Consider the following 15,651-nt stretch of genomic DNA (forward strand, 5'->3'; position numbering starts at 1 on the left):
CACCTCAGGCCCTCGGCAGCTCAGGCGTCGAGGCGGCGAGCCACGCATCGCGCATGAACCGCCGCACGTCCTCGTCCACGCGGATGTCGCTCGGCCGCAGCGGACGCGAGAGGTACAAGCCGTCCAGCGACGTGAGGCGGCTCAGCGCGACGTAGGTCTGCCCCGGCGCGAACGCCCCGGAGCCCAGGTCGATCACCGCTCGATCGTAGGTCTTGCCCTGCGACTTGTGGATCGTCACGGCCCAGGCCAGCCGCAGCGGGAACTGGGTGAACTCGGCGACGACATCACGGGAGAGCTTCTTCGTGTTCGGGTCGTAGGCGTACCGGAACCGCTCCCAGACGGCCGGCTCGACGTCGACCTCCTCGCCGTCGATCTCCACGCGCACTGTCCCCCCGAGGATGCGGGTCACCGTGCCGATGGTGCCGTTCACCCAGCGCGGCGGCTCTCCGGTCATCGCCGTGTCGTTGCGCAGGAACATCACCTGCGCACCCACCTTGAGCTTCAGCTCGGACTCGGCCGGAAGGGAGGCCTCGCCGCGGCCGAAGTCGCCGTTGACCTCCGCGCGTGCCGTCTGCTCCTTGCCCGGAAGCGCGGCGAGATGCCGGCTGTTGATGCTGTTGACGATGTCGTTGCGGGTGGCGAGGGTGATCATCGGCACCTCGCCCGGCTCGGGGTCCGGAGGGGTGCGCGCGCCCTGAGCGTTGAGGATCCCGGCGATCTCCGCCGTGACGCGTCCATAGCGGACGGCGTTGAGCATGGACTTGAAGCCGTCGTCCGACTGGCGGTGGATCTGCACGAGCTCCCGCACGTGCAGCTCGGCCCGGGTGTCGACCTCGAACAGCGCCCCTTCGCCCCCTTGGGCCCCTGAGCCTGTCGAAGGGCCTGCCCACACCTTCGCATCGAAGAACCAGAACGACCGGTAGTGGTCCTTCACGTACCGTGCCTCATCCCCGCGCGGAGGGACCGGAGCCAGCTGGTACGGGTCGCCGAACATGACGATCTGCACGCCGCCGAACGGCTCGCCCCGCCGCCCGCGCGCTTGGCGCAGCGACCGGTCGATGGCGTCCATGAGGTCGGCGTTGACCATCGAGATCTCATCGATGACGAGAGTCTCGATGGCGTTGAGGATGCGGCGGGTCGCGTCGTTCTGATCGATGTCGCCGTCCCCGATGAGCCCGATCGGGAGGCGGAACAGGGAGTGGATCGTCTGCCCCTCCACGTTCAGCGCGGCCACGCCGGTAGGGGCGCAGATCGCGATCTGCTTCTTCGTGTTCCAGGCGAAATGCTGCAGCAGCGTGGATTTGCCGGTGCCCGCGCGTCCGGTGATGAAGACGTGCTCCGCGGTGTCCTCGATGAGCCGGAACAGCTCCTGCTGCTCCTCGGACAGGGCGGGAAGGGACACGGTTCTCACAGGGCTGGCGGGGCGGACACGGGATGCTCCCCCATGCTACGTGCCCCGTCGGGCACGGGTCCGCCGACGCTCGGCGTCCCCCCAGGACGCCCTCCTAGACTGACCGGCATGGAGCGGGCCGGGACGCGCGCGCCCCGGCGGTCGCGCCTGGGCGCCGATCTGGCGATCCTCGGGCTCATCGGCGTCCTCCTCCTGGCCGCGATCGGCGCGGGAGGTGCGACCCTCTACCGGCAGTTCTACGGCCCGTCGGCGTTCGTGGTCCGTTATCTCGATCTGCTCGCTGAGGGGCGGGCCGCCGATGCCCTCCGCGTGCCCGGCGTCGCGATCGACCGGGAGACCCTTGATGAGGCGGGCATCGACCCCGCCGCGTCGGAGGCGATGCTGCGACGCTCGGCCCTCGGTCCGCTCAGCGACGTCGAGGTCGAATCGGAGGAGCCCTCCGGCGACGGCACAGCGGTGACCGTCAGCTACCGCGCCGGCGGCCACTCCGGCACGAGCACCTTCCACGTCGCGCAGGACGGCTGGGCCGGCATCACACCGAACTGGCGGTTCACGACCAGCCCGCTCGCGGTCGTCGAGCTCACGGTGCGCGGGGCCGACCGGTTCGCCGTGAACGGGTTCGAGGTCGACCGCCGCCAGATCTCCGCCGCCGGGGCCGCGGCGCAACCCCTCGAACCTCTGCCCCTGCTGGTCTTCACCCCCGGGCTCTACTCCGTCACGGTCGACACCGCGATCGCGGAATCCTCCGGGCACGGCGTGCTCGCCGACGAGCCGCTCGCCGTGACCCCTCTCGATGTGCAGGCCGAGCCGACGGAGGAGTTCGTCGACGTCGTCCAGGAGCGGGTCGAGGAGTTCCTCACCGCGTGCACCACGCAGGAGGTCCTGCAGCCCACCGCGTGTCCGTTCGGCCTGCGTGTCGAGAACAGGATCGCTGCGCCACCGAGATGGTCCATCGCCCAGCAGCCGGAGATCATGGTCGCGCCGTCCGACGACGGCCACTGGCAGATCCCGACCACCGCAGCCATGGCGCACGTCGAGGTCGAGATCCAGTCTCTCTTCGACGGGTCCGTGGAGCCGGTCTCCGAAGACGTGCCCTTCCGGGTCAACGGCTCCATCGCCATCCTCCCGGACGGCTCGGCCTCGATCCGGGTCGGCTCCCCGGACGACCCGGTGCAGTGAGCCCGGGGGCGGGTCAGCGGCGCTGGCGCTCCGCCGCGCGCTGATCCCGGGCGGCGAGGTCGGCGAGCCGCGCGTTGTACTCCTCCAGCTCGGCATCGCCGGTGCGATCGGCGTGCCGGTCTCGGCGTCGCTGGAGCTTGGTGTCGCTCCGGCTCCACTGGATCGCGACGGTGATGGCCAGGATGAGGGTCGGGATCTCTCCGATCGACCACGCGATGCCACCGCCCACGTACTGGTCGGTCATCGGGTCGGCACCCCAGTCGCGACCCATCGCGCCGAACCAGTCGGCGACCATGAGCCCCTCCTGCATCATGATCGCCATCCCGAAGAACGCGTGCATGGCCATCACGGCGATGAGGGTGATGAGCCGGCCGGGATACGGCAGACGGTAGGGCACCGGGTCGGCGCCGATCAGACTCATCACGAACAGGTAGCCCGAGATCAGGAAGTGGGCGACCATCCACTCGTGCCCGAGGTGCTCGAACATCGACCAGCGCACGAGGTCGGTGAAGTAGAACGCCCAGAGCGAGAGGATGAAGATCGCCGCCGCCACGATCGGGTGCGTGACCACCCGCGCGAACGGCGAGTGGACGGCCCACATGATCCATTCGCGACCGCCGCGCGTGCCGTCGTCGCGTTTGTGGATGGCGCGTAGGGCGAGGGTGATCGGCGCCCCGGAGACGAGCAGCAGCGGGATCGCCATCGAGAGCATCATGTGCCCGAGCATGTGCACGCTGAAGAGGTACTCCTGGTACGCGTTGATGGGACCGCCGGTCACCCACACCAGCAGCAGCAGGCCGAGCACCCAAAAAACGGTGCGGTGGATCGGCCAGCGGTCGCCGCGCAGCCGGAGTCGGCGCACACCCGCGAGATAGAAGAAGAGTCCGAAGCCCGCCGCGACGAGCCACAGCACGTCGATGTCCCAGGCCGTGAACCAGCGCTCCAGCGTGAGCTCGGGCGGCAGCAGCGATCCCGTGAGGATCTGCGCCGGGGTCTGCGCGAACGCCGCGACCTCGCCGGTGGGCGGGGGCGTGCGCGCGAGCGCGGCCGCGGCACCGGAGGCGAGTCCCATCAGCGTCACCTCGCCGAGGACCAGGGCCCAGAACCAGCGGGACGCGCGCACTCCGCTCAGCTTCGGAATGAGACGTGCGCGGTACCAGGCGCCGAGCAGCCCCATTCCGACGAGCAGGATGGCCTTGACGACGACGATGAGCCCGTAGGGGGTCGTCCACACGGCCTCCCAGCTCCCGACAGCAACGATCGACCGGGTGAAGCCGGAGACCGCGACGACCGCGAAGGCCGCGATCGCGAGGGAGGAGTACCGGCGGACGAGCGTGGGCAGATCGAGGCCCTGCTGCCCGCGGAGGAGCACGAGGAGGAGCAGCCCGCCCAGCCACACCGCCGCGCCGATCGTGTGCAGGAGGATCGAGTTGACGGCCATGTTGTGCCCGTCGAGGTCGCCTGCGTGCCCCTGCGTCGCGAGCGGCAGGAACGACACCGCGGCCAGCAGGGCGGTGAGCAGCGTGGGCGTCCAGGTGCGCCAGGCGAACGCGAGCACCGTGATGACCGCGCCCAGGATCGTCGTGATCAGCCAGGACTGCCCCAGCGGGAGCTCGAGCAGGAAGCGCCCGAGCTGCGAGCCGAACTCGCGCTCGATGCTGAGCTGCGGGTTGAAGGCGGCCATGAAGGAGAAGAACCCGGCGAGTCCCGCGGCAACCGTGAAGACGGCGGCGCCGACCGAGGCGATGTTCAGGGCCGTGTCGAACGTGCGCTCTCCCGCTCGCAGTCCGAACAGGGCGAGCACCAGCGATCCGAGCATGAGTGCGCCGGCGAGGTTCATGACGAGCTTCGCGAGCGGTGTGCCCCACAGCACCACGGGTCCGGGGTCCTGCAGCAGCGGCGGGTTCGCCCCTCCTCCGACGAGCAGCGCCCAGACGAGGGCGACGCCGGCGGCGGCGAGGAGGATGACGATGCCGGCGAGACGGTACGCCGACGTCGAGCGCGGCGTCTCGGTGCGGGAACTCACCCCTCCAGCCTAGGCGCGCCCAGCAGGGAGGATGCACGAAGGCCGCCCCCGGAGCGGGGGCGGCCTTCGAAAGGGTGCGGTCTTACTTGACGGCAGCCTTGAGCTTGGAACCGGCGGTCACCTTGACGCGCTTGCCGGCCGGGATCTTGATCTCGGCGCCGGTCTGCGGGTTGCGGCCCGTGCGGGCGGCCGTGTCGACCTGCTCGAACGAGATCCAGCCCGGGATGGAGACCTTGCTGCCCTTGGCGACGGCGTCGGAGACCGTGGCGAACAGCGAGTCGAGGACACCGGAGACGGTGGCCTGGCTCTGGCCGGTGGCGGAAGCGATGCTCGCGACGAGCTCGGTCTTGGTGATGGACTTGTCAGCCATGTCATCCTCCAGCGACGAAGGACCGTCGCATCGTGTGTGTGGGTACGAGGAGCGGGTGCTCCCCGTTGGTCGTGTGACCGCCTCGAATGTACCAACGGCCACCCGGATTTCCGCGTCATTTCGCGGGTTTCGACCTATTTCCCGGCGTGTCGCGTCACATTGGCCACTCGTGCCACAGGTTTTCGGCCGCACGCTCGCTGGTTCAGGCCCCCGCGTGGCTTCAGGCACTCCCTGACATATGCGCCTGATCCGGCGTGATCGCCTGCGTTCCCGGGCATGCAAAAGGGGCGAGGATCCGAAGATCCCCGCCCCTTCTCGCTGGGTGCTTACCAGCTTGACTTGGTCACGCCGGGCAGCTCGCCACGGTGCGCCATGTCACGGAAGCGGACACGCGAGATGCCGAACTTCGTGAGGACACCACGGGGGCGGCCGTCGATGACGTCGCGCGAACGCACGCGAGCCGGCGACGCGTTGCGCGGCAGCTTCTGCAGGCCGACGCGGGCGGCCTCGCGGGCCTCGTCGGTGGCGTTCGGGTCGACCAGGGTCTTCTTCAGCTCGGCACGACGCTCGGCGTAGCGCTCGACGATGACCTTGCGCTGCTCGTTGCGCGCGATCTTGCTCTTCTTAGCCATTGATCAACGCTCCTCTCGGAATTCGACGTGCTGACGGATGACCGGGTCGTACTTCTTGAGCACGAGGCGGTCGGGGGTGTTGCGGCGGTTCTTCTTGGTCACGTACGTGTAACCCGTACCCGCCGTCGAACGCAGCTTGATGATCGGACGGACGTCCTGAGCCTTCTTGGCCATTAGAGCTTCACACCCTTCGCCTGGAGGTCCTTGACGACGTTCTCGATGCCGCGCGCGTCGATCACCTTGATGCCCTTGGCGGACACGTTGAGCGTGATCTTACGACCGAGCGAGGGCACGAAATAGGTCTTCTTCTGCACGTTCGGGTCGAAGCGGCGCTTCGTCCGGCGGTGCGAGTGCGAGACGTTGTGACCGAAGCCGGGAACAGCTCCGGTCACCTGGCACACTGCTGCCATGATGATGACTCCTTCATTACCGTGAGACCGGACGGCCTCACCCAAGATCCCTTGTCTGCACGCCGCCCCGCATGCCGATCTCTCGGCGGAAGAAGGGGGAGCACACGAACTGCGCACAGGAGCGTGCGCAGACGAAGAGTCAGTCTAGCACGGCCTCGCCTCGCCGTTCGAATCGCCTGAATGGTCCCATCTCAGGCCGAAAAGCCGCCATTCGCGCGATTCGAAGCGTCGGCGGCGCCCCGCCCCCACCGGAAGGCCGAGACCGTGGGGTCGCCGGGGATCCAGAAGCGCCAGGGGAAGGCGTCCGTCCCGGCGATGCCCGCCACCCCCACCCGCGGACCCTGGGCGACGTCCGCCATGGGAGAGCCGAGCCACAACTCCGCCCTGGCGCCGTTCTGCTCCTCGCCCGTGATGGCGTCCAGGCCATCGTGCAGGGAGTGCCGCAGCCCCGCGGCCTGTCCGAGACGCCCTGGTCCGCGCGCGAGGTCCCGGAGAGCGGTGCGGCCGAGCGGCGGGACCGCACGTCGTCGCCGGGCCGCTGCCTCCACGCCGGACACGATCTCCCCGGCACGCAGCAGCACCCCGTCGCCCTGCCCCTCAGGGCCGCAGGCCACGTTGACGCAGGAATGGATGCCGTGGCTCAGGTACACGTACAGATGCCCGGGCTCGCCCCACATGGTCGCGTTCCGGGCGGTGCGCCCCATGCGGGCGTGAGACCCCGGGTCGGCCACCGCCCCCGTGCCCTGCCCGTGATACGCCTCGACCTCGGTGATGCGCACGCGCACCTCGACCGGGATGCCGTCCTCGATGACCACGATCCGCAGCTCCGCGCCGAGGAGGGTCGGCGCCACCTCGACGGCGGAGCGCATCACGTCGTCGCGGGTCGCGCGCCGCAGCGTCACGGGCTCCGTCACGTCAGAACCGCGGCGCCGTCTGGCACCAGGACGCATCGAAACCGGTCAGCGCGACGATCTCGTCTCCGGTCTTCATGTCGATGAGGTGCGTCTCGAGCTTCTCCGGCAGCGGCAACAGCATGCCGTCGTACGGGTTGTCCGCCATGTCCGGCGCGATCACCACGGCGGCGTACTGCCCGCTCGGTGACGCGCAGGCCTGGAGGATCGAGTCGGCCGCACTCACTTCGACGAGCGGCGTGGCGGCTCCGGAGTCGTCGACGCGGATCACGGCCTGCCCCACCGGGAGGCCACCCTCATCCCGGGCGACGACGTGGCGCAGCGTCCCGCCGGGGAACGGGGTGATGGAGGTGGCGGTGCCGTAATCCGGCTCGGACGCGGCGAGCGGCTCCTCGGATCCGTCCGCGAGGTCGAGCTCGACGACCGACCCGTCCAGCCGCTCCACGATGGCGGTGTAGGTGCCGCGGGAGATGCCCTGGATGGTCGTCGCGAGGCCGAGGGACTGCACACCGGAATCGGTCGACTGGTCGACGAGGGACAGTGCGCCGTCGAAGTCGATGAAGAGGACGGCCGCACTGTCGGGCACGAACTGCCACACGAAGACGCTCACCTCCTTGTCGCCGACCTCGACGATGCGGGGTTCGTCGTCGCCGCTCAGCGACTGGGTGACGAGCACGCTCGCACGCCCCTCGGTGTCGCTGAGCTCGCGATCGGAGTAGCTGTAGCCGACGAGGTTGCCGCGCTCGGACACCTGGATCGCGCCGACGTAGCCCTCGCCGGGCAACGCGAGCTCGCGCTGGTCGGAGCCGTCCCTGTCCATCACGAGGAGCCTCGACTGGTCGTCGTCCTCGACAGCGGCCACGAGCTGCGTGGACGTGGCCCGGAAGTCGTCGATGCGGGGGTGGGAGAACACCGGCTGCGCGTTCTCGCCGCTCAGGTCGGTGCGGAAGATGATGTCGTCGCCATCCGGGTCGCGGCGCAGGAGGAAGATCGACGACGCCGGCGTCTCGAAGGACGTCGTCAGGTCTGCGGTCGGGCCTCCTCCGGCGCCCGTCACCCCGGCGACGGTCACCGTATAGGTCGTGTCGTCGTCCAGCGGCACCGTGAACCGCACGCCCACGCCGCGACCGGCGGCATCGACCGTGAACGGCACCGACGGTTCGACCGTGACCTGTTCGGGATCGATCGCGGAGAGCGGCTGATTCGCCGTGAGGATGACGCGGCTCCCTGACGACTCGATGGCCTGTGCGGCGTCGACCTGCACGTCGGTGACCCGGGGGCCCTGGAGGAGGCTGACGATTCCGAGGCCGGTGCCGACGAGCACGAGCACTCCGACGACGGCGCCGATCGTGACGAGGAACCGGCGGCGGGACCACGGGGCGCTCCGCGGCGCTCCGTCGTCGGCGGGGAGGTCGGTCGTGGGCGTCCAGCCCGGCTCCGCCGCGTCTTCGACGACGCCGTCTGCTCGGGAAGCGGACGTCGGGCCCGCGGAGGTGAACACCGGTTCGGGCGCCTGCGGGATCGCGGGGATGCCGGCGGCCGGCTCCTCCGGAGCACGTGCGGCGGCTTCGCGCTCCGCTGCCGCACGCTCGGCCGCTTCGCGCTCGGCCGCTTCGCGCTCCGCTGCGGCTTCCCGGTCGACGGCTGCCTGCTCGGCGGCGACCTCCGCCGCCATGCGCTCCACGGCCGCTCGCTCCTCTGCGACCAGCTCCGCGTCGGCCTGTTCGGCTGCCGCGCGCTCCGCCGCGGTCTGCTCCTCCGCAGCGCGCTCCGCGGCCTCCCTGGCAGCACGCAGCTCGGCGCGGGTGCGTGGGACGTCGGGCGACTCCGGCCGCTCGTCGTCAGTACTCATACGGGTCCTTCGGCTCGTCGATCGCCACGACGTCGGTCGGCTCGATGTGCAGGGAGCCGTCTTCGTCCGCCCGCACCGTCCCGGTGACCTCGACCCACTGACCCGTCTTGTACGCGTCGGCATCCACACTCACCGGCAGCGCCGCCGTCTGGGCGTCGATGACGCAATGGGTGATCACGAGGCGTGTGAGGTTGACGTCGTCCCCCTCGCCGGGCGTGACGAAGCCCTGCAGCGTGACGGCGGCTCCGTCGTACGCCGTGGTGTTGGTTGCGGCGGCGAAGACGCTCGCCCAGTCACCCACACCGAACGACGACGTGTCCGCGACCCCGAGGGCGACGGTGTCGGCGCCGGCGAACAGCGCGCTCTCCTCCCCGGCTCGGGACATCGCGAGTTCCACCGAGAGCGAGGCGGGAGGCAGGACGAGCGCGGAGACGACGACGCCGGTCGCGACCACACCGCCGGCCAGCGCACCGGCTCCCGCGAGACGCCGGCGAGACGGCCCGGAGGAGTGCGCGGTCTCGTCGGACGAGGACGCCTCCGGCTCGGCGGAGCGCGAGGCCGCGGGGCCATGGTCGTGCCCGTGGTCCTCCTCGGCACCCAGCGGCAGTGTGCACGACCAGATGGCCCCGGCGAGCGTCACGACGGCGGCGGCGGATGCGAACCACACCGACTCCGGGCTGATGTAGAGGCTGAGGCGGTCGGTCACCGCGAGGCCGAGGGTGACGACGGCGACGACCGAGGCGAGACCGATCCCCAGCCACCGGGTGGCGAGGGCGCGGGAGCGGGCGGAGAGCTCAGGCAAGGACGTTCACCCCGATCCCGATCGCGAAGGCCGACGCGAGCACGACGGCGGTGATGCCGACGAGCGTCCTGGTGGTGAAGGTCGTGCGCATCAGCGCGAGCATCTTGATGTCGACGAGAGGCCCCACGAGGAGGAACGCGACCAGCGCCCCCGAGGAGAAGGTGGACGCGAACGACAGCGCGAAGAAGGCGTCGACGTTGGAGCAGATCGCCACGACGATCGCGAGCAGCATCATCGCGACGATGGACAGCACGGGGTTGGCGCCGATCGTGAGCAGGACGTCGCGCGGGATGAGCACCTGCACGGCCCCGGCGAGCGCGGAGCCGATCACGAGCGCCGGCATCACGGCCCGCAGCTCCACGAGGAACTGCGTGAGACTGCGGCGCACGGGGGTCCCCGGTTCGTGCGTGACGCGCTCGCACGTGTCGACGAAGCGCTGTGTGAGCAGCGACTCCGGCGAGGGGTGGCGGCTGTAGATCCACCCGATGAGGTTCGCGATGAGGTAGCCGCCGACGAGACGCGCGACGAGGATGCCGCCGTCCCAGCCGAACGCGGCGTGCGTCGTGAGGATCACGATCGGGTTGACGATCGGCGCCGCGATGAGGAAGGTCAGCGCCTCCGCGGGGGCGAGTCCGCGCATCATGAGCCCGCGGGCGAACGGGACGTTTCCGCACTCGCAGACCGGGATGAGCATGCCGAGCAGGGAGAGCACGGCCCGGCGAGCCCACGCCCGTCGCGGGAGCCAGCGGTGGATGACGTCCGCCGGGAGCCAGACCTGAACGACGATCGACAGCAGCACGCCGAGCACGACGAACGGCAGCGCCTCGATGAGCACGCTGAGGGCGAGCGTCAGACCGTCCTGTGCCCGGGTCGGCAGCGAGGCGGGGAAGAGGGTCGGGAGGAAGGCGTCGATGAGGAACAGCGCCGCGACGATCACGGCGCCGATGCCGACGGCGATCCACGTCGAGCGCGGTGAGGGCGCTCGACGGTGCGTGTGGCCCGGACGGGTGGCCGTTCGTGCCGGGGCGGTCACGCTGTCGCAGCCCTCTCCGCGTCGCGCTTGTTCGCGCAGGGGGTGCAGAGCCCGAAGATGTCGACCACGTGGGCGGCTTCGGTGAACCCGTGCAGGGCGGCCGTGCGATGCGCCCACTGCTCCACGTCCTTCGCCTCGATCTCGACCGTGAGGCCGCAGGATCGGCAGATGAGGTGGTGGTGGTGGCCCTGGGTGGTGCACGCGCGATAGAGCGCCTCCCCCTCAGGGCTCTGCAGCGAGTCGGCGTCGCCGGCGGCCGCGAGCCCGGCGAGAGCGCGGTAGACCGTGGCCAGGCCGATCCCGGTGTTGTCGTCGCGGAGCGTCGCGTGGAGGCTCTGTGCGCTCACGAAACCGCGCGCGTCGGCGAGCGCTTCGCGCACGCGTTCGCGCTGCCAGGTGTTCCGTTGAGCCATGCCTTCGATTCTAGGCCGGGACGGTTGGCGAGGGCTGGGAGCGGCCTTCCTCGCTTCGAATCGCCCGATTGGCGGCATCCCCGGCCGAGATGGAGCAAAGTGCGCGATTTGAAGCAGGGTCAGACCCGGGTGACGCGGGAACGGACGCGCTGCACGATCCAGCACACGACGTAGATCGTGAAGGACAGGGTCGTGATGTAGGGGCTCACCGGGAGGGTTCCGGCGAGCGCGAGGAGGATCCCGCCGACGGCCGACACGAACCCGAACACAGCCGCCAGCACCGGCACCGCGACAGGGCCGGCCGTGATCCGCATGGCCGCGGCCGCCGGCGTCACCAGCAGCGCCATCACCAGCAGCGCGCCGATGATGTGCACGCTCACCGCGACGATGAGCCCCAGCAGCACCATGAACAGCAGGCTCACGGTGCGGGTGGGCACCCCGCGGGCGGCCGCCGACTCCGGGTCGAGCGAGTCGAAGCGCAGCGGGTTCCACATCACGAGCAGGCCGAGCAGCACCACGAGGCTGATGCCGATGAGCCAGCCGAGGTCGGGGCTCGAGACCGACACGATCTGCCCCGTCAGGAGGCTGAACCGGTTGGCGCTGCGGCCGTCGTACAGCGACAGGAACAGGATGCCGAGACCGAGCCCGAACGGCATGAGCACGCCCACGATCGAGTTGCGGTCCCTGGCCTTGGCGCCGAGGACCCCGATGAGGATCGCCGCCACGAGGGCTCCGCCGAGGGATCCGAGCACGACGCTGCCGCCGAACAGCAGCGCCGCCGCCGCTCCCGCGAAGGAGAGCTCGCTCACCCCGTGCACCGCGAAGGCCAGATCGCGCTGCATGACGAAGACCCCGATGAGGCCGCCGACGAGGCCGAGCACGGCACCCGCGATGATCGAGTTCGAGAGCAGGGCGACGAGCTCGCCGTAGTCCTGGAACGAGAAGATGTCGTCCCAGCCGACCATCGGGACGAGGGCGGACGCGGCGGTCATGCGGCGCCCCCGTGCTCGTGGTCATGGTCATGGTGCGGCTCCGCATCGGGGACGCCGACCACGACGAGCCGGTCGCCGGCGCGGAGCACGAACACGGGGGTGCCGTAGAGGTCCGTCAGCACGCGGGTCTGCAGCACCTCCTCCGGAGTCCCGAGGAGGAACCGGCCCCCGGCGATGTAGAGGATGCGGTCGACGCGGTTCAGGATCGGGTTGACGTCGTGCGTGACGAAGAGCACGGCGGCCCCGCGCTCCCGACGCTGCCTGTCGATGATGTCGGTGACGGCGACCTGGTTGGCGAGGTCGAGGTTCGACAGCGGCTCGTCGCAGAGGAGCAGCGCGGGCTCGTCGGCGAGCGCCTGTCCGACCCGGAGGCGCTGCTGCTCCCCGCCGGAGAGCAGGCCCACCCGGCGATCCGCATACGATGTCGCCCCGACCGCGGCCAGCAGCGCGTCGACCTTCGCCCGGTCGCCGCGGTGCGGGACCGGGAAGCCGAAGCGGCTGCCCTGCACGCCGAGGGCGACGAGGTCACGGGCCCGCATGCTCGTGTCGGGCGCGAGCGCGCGCTGCTGCGGGATGTACCCGATGCGGGCGTTGCCGCGGTGCACGGGCTCGCCGGCCACGCGGATGCTGCCGCGGGACAGGGGCTGGAGTCCCAGGATGCTGCGGAGGAGCGTCGTCTTCCCGGATCCCGACGGACCGAGGACCGCGATGAACTCGCCGGGCCGCACCGTGAGGTCGAGTCCCGACCAGAGCTCGCGGTCTCCCCGCTGCAGGGCACCGTCGGCGATCTCGAGGACCGGACCGGTCTCCCTCGCGGGTCGCTGAGCCTGTGAACGGGCTCCGCTCACGACTGGACGGCGGCGGCGAGGCTCTGGATCGCGTCACTCATCCACTCAGAGTACGACGATCCGTCCTCGAGCAGCTCCGTGAACGCGACCACGGGCACCCCGGCGTCCTCCGCGGCCTTCTCCACGCGCTCCGTCTCCGCGCCGCCGGTCTGGGCGTTGGTGAGCACGGCGGTCACATCGCCGGACCCGACGACCTGCAGCGCCTCGAGCAGCACGGCGGGCGCGACATCACTGCCCTCCTCCACCGACTCCGCGAAGCCCTCGGGGGTGACGTCGGTGAGCCCGGCGGCCGTGGCCAGGTATCCGGGCAACGGCTCGGTCATGAACACCGTCGCACCGGCGGCGTCCGCCTTGATCGCCTCGAGGTCGCTTTCGAAGCCCTCCAGCTCCGCGACGAGATCGTCCGCGTTCGTGCGGAACGTGTCGGCACCGTCGGGGTCGATATCGGTGAGCTCGTCGGCGATCGCCTCGACGACGTGGATCATCGTGTGCGGGTCGAACCAGACGTGCTCGTTGAAGCCCTCGATGTGGTCGTGGCCGGCGTGGTCCTCCCCCTCGGCCTCGTGATCGTGCGCCTCGTCCGTCGCGGACTCGTCATCGGCGTGATCGTGGTCCTCGCCCTCGTCGTGACCCTCGTTGCCCGGGTAGTCGTGCGAGAACTCCACCGCGGTGACGACGTGCGGGTCCTGCGCATCCTGCAGGAGGCTGTCGATGAACGCGTCGTAGCCGCCGCCGTTCTCCACCACGAGGTCGGCCTTCTGCAGCGTCAGGCGGTCGCGAGCGCTCGCCTCGTAGGAGTGCGGGTCCTGGGTGGCCGAGTCGATGATCGAGGTGACGTCGACCCGGTCTCCGCCGACCTGCGCGGCGATGTCGCCGTAGACGTTGGTGCTGGCGACGACCGTCACCGCGCCGTCGTCCTCCGCCGCGCCCGAGGTCGACGAGCATCCGGCCAGGGAGAGGGCGGCGACCGAGGCGAGCGTGAGGGCGAGGGCGGGCTTCTTCATGGGTCCCACTCTAAACGCTAATGAGAACCATTATCAAACCGGCCCTCGCCCCATCGATCCCGCCTCAGCTCGCGAGCGCCACCGGGGCGACCCACACCGTGGCCTCGCCCGGCAGCTCGGATCCGTCCAACGCGACGGTCGACAGCACGGCGTCGTCGGCCGCAGCGCCCAGATCGAACGGCGCGGTACCGAAGTTCGTCACGACCTCCCACCCGTTCGGGCGGCGGAACCGCAGCACGTCCTCCCGACCCGTGTCGATCCACTCGAGCGTCTCCCCGGTCTGCAGCAGTCGCCGCAGCCGCAGCGCCTCGCGGTACAGGTTGAGGGTCGAGCCGGGGTCGGCGTCCTCCACCTCGACGGCATGCTCCGCGAACCAGCCGGGCTGCGGCAGGTGCGCGCCGGCGGCTCCGAAGCCGTACGAGCTGCCGGACGCCGTCCACGGCAGAGGCACGCGGCAGCCGTCGCGGCCGAGGCCGTCGAAGTCCGCGCCGCGGAAGAACCCGGGGTCCTGACGCTGGTCGGGCGCGATGTCCGCGACCTCGTGCAGGCCCAGCTCCTCGCCCTGATAGAGGTAGGCGCTGCCGGGCAGGCCGAGCAGCAGCAGCGTCGCGGCGTGTGCCCGGCGCAGGCCGCCCTCGCGGTCGAGGCCCTCCTCCGGGCCGCCGGCGCGCACCCACTCGGTGCCCTGCTTGACCGCGCGGCCGCGCAGCGGCGGCAGGCCGTAGCGGGTGGCGTGCCGCGTCACGTCGTGGTTCGAGAGCACCCAGGTGGTCGACGAGCCGGCGGCCTGCGCCTGCGCGAGGTTGTCGGCGATGATGCGCTGGAAGTCCGCCGCATCGAAGTCGGCGACGAGCAGGTCGAAGTTGAACGCCTGCCCGAGTCCCTCCGCGGAGGCGTACTTCGCGCGGCGCTCCGGGGTCTCCACCCACGCCTCGGCGACCGCGGTGCGCGGCGGGTCGTACTCGTTGAAGACCGCCCGCCACTGGGCGTAGATCTCGTGCACGTCGTCGCGGTCGATCATCGGATGCGTACCGGAGGTGCGGTCCATCGCGTCGAGCTCGGCGCGCGACGGCAGCGGCTCGGTGAGGTCCTTCGTCAGCATGTGGGCCACGTCGATGCGGAAGCCGTCCACGCCGCGGTCCGACCAGAAGCGGAGCGTCGTGAGGAAGTCCTCGCGCACCTCCGGGTGGTCCCAGTTCAGGTCGGGCTGCTCGACGGCGAAGTTGTGCAGGTACCACTGGCCGTCCTCGACGCGCTCCCAGGCGCTGCCGCCGAAGACCGACACCCAGTCGGTGGGCGGCTCCGCGCCGTCGCGGCCGGTGCCCTCACGGAAGATGTAACGCTCCCGTGCGGCGGAACCGCGGCCGGCGGCGAGCGCCTCCTGGAACCAGGCGTGCTGGTCGGAGGTGTGGTTGGGGACGATGTCGACGACGACGCGGATGCCCCGCGCGTGCAGTGCCTCGACCATGGCGTCGAAGTCGTCGAGCGTGCCGAGACGGGGATCCACGTTCCGGTAGTCCGCCACGTCGTACCCGCCGTCGGCGAGCTCCGACGGGTAGAACGGGCTCAGCCACACCGCGTCGATGCCGAGCTCGGCGAGGTAGTCGGCGCGAGACACGATGCCGGGGATGTCGCCCAGGCCATCGCCGTCGGCGTCCGCGAAGCTCCGCGGATAGATCTGGTACACGGCGGCCTGGCGCCACCAGGTCGCGGTCTTGTCGTCTTCGCGGGTCGCGGTGAGCAGCGAATCGGTCATGAGGAAGAGGCT

The 15,651-nt window shown here is 70.6% G+C and carries 16 protein-coding genes; 1 reads left to right on the forward strand and 15 read right to left on the reverse strand.

Going from position 1 to position 15,651, the window contains the following annotated elements:
• Positions 1-4 precede the first annotated feature (4 nt).
• Entirely contained in the window at positions 5-1,402 is a 1,398-nt protein-coding gene (locus tag BLU02_RS09145) for an ATP-dependent DNA helicase (protein WP_060922937.1), read from the reverse strand.
• 117 nt (positions 1,403-1,519) lie between these two features.
• Between BLU02_RS09145 and BLU02_RS09150 the strand changes: the two genes are divergently transcribed.
• A complete protein-coding gene (locus BLU02_RS09150) occupies positions 1,520-2,590 on the forward strand; it encodes a hypothetical protein (protein WP_060922938.1) in 1,071 nt (356 codons plus the stop codon).
• 13 nt (positions 2,591-2,603) lie between these two features.
• On the opposite strand, the gene BLU02_RS09155 is transcribed toward BLU02_RS09150, so the two are convergent.
• The 14 genes from BLU02_RS09155 to BLU02_RS09225 all read right to left on the reverse strand — a co-directional run bounded on the left by BLU02_RS09155 (position 2,604) and on the right by BLU02_RS09225 (position 15,639).
• Positions 2,604-4,616, reverse strand: a complete 2,013-nt coding sequence (locus BLU02_RS09155; protein WP_082750129.1) for a bifunctional copper resistance protein CopD/cytochrome c oxidase assembly protein — start codon at positions 4,614-4,616, stop codon at positions 2,604-2,606.
• 82 nt (positions 4,617-4,698) lie between these two features.
• Positions 4,699-4,986 (reverse strand): HU family DNA-binding protein, encoded by a 288-nt coding sequence (locus BLU02_RS09160; protein WP_017203554.1) that lies wholly within the window; start codon positions 4,984-4,986, stop codon positions 4,699-4,701.
• Between the two features lie 326 nt (positions 4,987-5,312).
• Positions 5,313-5,618, reverse strand: a complete 306-nt coding sequence (rpsN, locus tag BLU02_RS09165; RefSeq protein ID WP_017829734.1) for a 30S ribosomal protein S14 — start codon at positions 5,616-5,618, stop codon at positions 5,313-5,315.
• Positions 5,619-5,621: 3 nt separating this feature from the next.
• Positions 5,622-5,792: a 50S ribosomal protein L33 gene (rpmG, locus tag BLU02_RS09170; RefSeq protein WP_017203558.1), complete on the reverse strand. Its 171-nt coding sequence runs from the start codon at positions 5,790-5,792 to the stop codon at positions 5,622-5,624.
• Complete coding sequence (gene rpmB / locus BLU02_RS09175; RefSeq protein WP_025102729.1) at positions 5,792-6,028, reverse strand: 50S ribosomal protein L28; 237 nt, start codon at positions 6,026-6,028, stop codon at positions 5,792-5,794. The genes rpmG and rpmB overlap by 1 nt, the downstream gene beginning before the upstream one ends.
• A gap of 191 nt (positions 6,029-6,219) precedes the next feature.
• On the reverse strand, positions 6,220-6,942 hold the full coding sequence (locus BLU02_RS09180) for a DNA-3-methyladenine glycosylase (RefSeq protein ID WP_060922939.1): 723 nt from the start codon (positions 6,940-6,942) through the stop codon (positions 6,220-6,222).
• A 1-nt stretch (position 6,943) separates the two neighbouring features.
• Positions 6,944-8,791: a TolB-like translocation protein gene (locus tag BLU02_RS09185; RefSeq protein ID WP_231919534.1), complete on the reverse strand. Its 1,848-nt coding sequence runs from the start codon at positions 8,789-8,791 to the stop codon at positions 6,944-6,946.
• Complete coding sequence (locus tag BLU02_RS09195) at positions 8,781-9,593, reverse strand: TIGR03943 family putative permease subunit (RefSeq protein WP_060923447.1); 813 nt, start codon at positions 9,591-9,593, stop codon at positions 8,781-8,783. The genes BLU02_RS09185 and BLU02_RS09195 overlap by 11 nt, the downstream gene beginning before the upstream one ends.
• Positions 9,586-10,626: a permease gene (locus BLU02_RS09200; RefSeq protein WP_060923446.1), complete on the reverse strand. Its 1,041-nt coding sequence runs from the start codon at positions 10,624-10,626 to the stop codon at positions 9,586-9,588. Before BLU02_RS09200 ends, BLU02_RS09195 begins: the two co-directional genes overlap by 8 nt.
• The gene (locus BLU02_RS09205; RefSeq protein ID WP_025102734.1) at positions 10,623-11,039 is read right to left on the reverse strand and encodes a Fur family transcriptional regulator; all 417 of its coding nucleotides are present in this window, start codon (positions 11,037-11,039) and stop codon (positions 10,623-10,625) included. The genes BLU02_RS09200 and BLU02_RS09205 overlap by 4 nt, the downstream gene beginning before the upstream one ends.
• Before the next feature lie 119 nt (positions 11,040-11,158).
• Entirely contained in the window at positions 11,159-12,031 is an 873-nt protein-coding gene (locus BLU02_RS09210; RefSeq protein WP_370670668.1) for a metal ABC transporter permease, read from the reverse strand.
• Positions 12,028-12,879: a metal ABC transporter ATP-binding protein gene (locus BLU02_RS09215; protein WP_060923445.1), complete on the reverse strand. Its 852-nt coding sequence runs from the start codon at positions 12,877-12,879 to the stop codon at positions 12,028-12,030. Before BLU02_RS09215 ends, BLU02_RS09210 begins: the two co-directional genes overlap by 4 nt.
• Complete coding sequence (locus BLU02_RS09220; RefSeq protein WP_060923444.1) at positions 12,876-13,883, reverse strand: metal ABC transporter substrate-binding protein; 1,008 nt, start codon at positions 13,881-13,883, stop codon at positions 12,876-12,878. The genes BLU02_RS09215 and BLU02_RS09220 overlap by 4 nt, the downstream gene beginning before the upstream one ends.
• A gap of 64 nt (positions 13,884-13,947) precedes the next feature.
• Entirely contained in the window at positions 13,948-15,639 is a 1,692-nt protein-coding gene (locus tag BLU02_RS09225) for a glycoside hydrolase family 13 protein (protein ID WP_083370948.1), read from the reverse strand.
• Positions 15,640-15,651: the final 12 nt, after the last annotated feature.

The organism is Microbacterium paraoxydans, from assembly GCF_900105335.1.
Taxonomy (GTDB): domain Bacteria; phylum Actinomycetota; class Actinomycetes; order Actinomycetales; family Microbacteriaceae; genus Microbacterium; species Microbacterium paraoxydans.

Bases quoted from the DNA above. Each gene is read 5' to 3' on its own strand.
- BLU02_RS09150 (WP_060922938.1), top strand. From the start codon at position 1,520: ATGGAGCGGGCCGGGACGCGCGCGCCCCGGCGGTCGCGCCTGGGCGCC.
- BLU02_RS09160 (WP_017203554.1), bottom strand. From the start codon at position 4,986: ATGGCTGACAAGTCCATCACCAAGACCGAGCTCGTCGCGAGCATCGCT.
- rpsN (WP_017829734.1), bottom strand. From the start codon at position 5,618: ATGGCTAAGAAGAGCAAGATCGCGCGCAACGAGCAGCGCAAGGTCATC.
- rpmG (WP_017203558.1), bottom strand. From the start codon at position 5,792: ATGGCCAAGAAGGCTCAGGACGTCCGTCCGATCATCAAGCTGCGTTCG.
- rpmB (WP_025102729.1), bottom strand. From the start codon at position 6,028: ATGGCAGCAGTGTGCCAGGTGACCGGAGCTGTTCCCGGCTTCGGTCAC.
- BLU02_RS09185 (WP_231919534.1), bottom strand. From the start codon at position 8,791: ATGAGTACTGACGACGAGCGGCCGGAGTCGCCCGACGTCCCACGCACC.
- BLU02_RS09205 (WP_025102734.1), bottom strand. From the start codon at position 11,039: ATGGCTCAACGGAACACCTGGCAGCGCGAACGCGTGCGCGAAGCGCTC.
- BLU02_RS09210 (WP_370670668.1), bottom strand. From the start codon at position 12,031: ATGACCGCCGCGTCCGCCCTCGTCCCGATGGTCGGCTGGGACGACATC.
- BLU02_RS09220 (WP_060923444.1), bottom strand. From the start codon at position 13,883: ATGAAGAAGCCCGCCCTCGCCCTCACGCTCGCCTCGGTCGCCGCCCTC.
- BLU02_RS09225 (WP_083370948.1), bottom strand. From the start codon at position 15,639: ATGACCGATTCGCTGCTCACCGCGACCCGCGAAGACGACAAGACCGCG.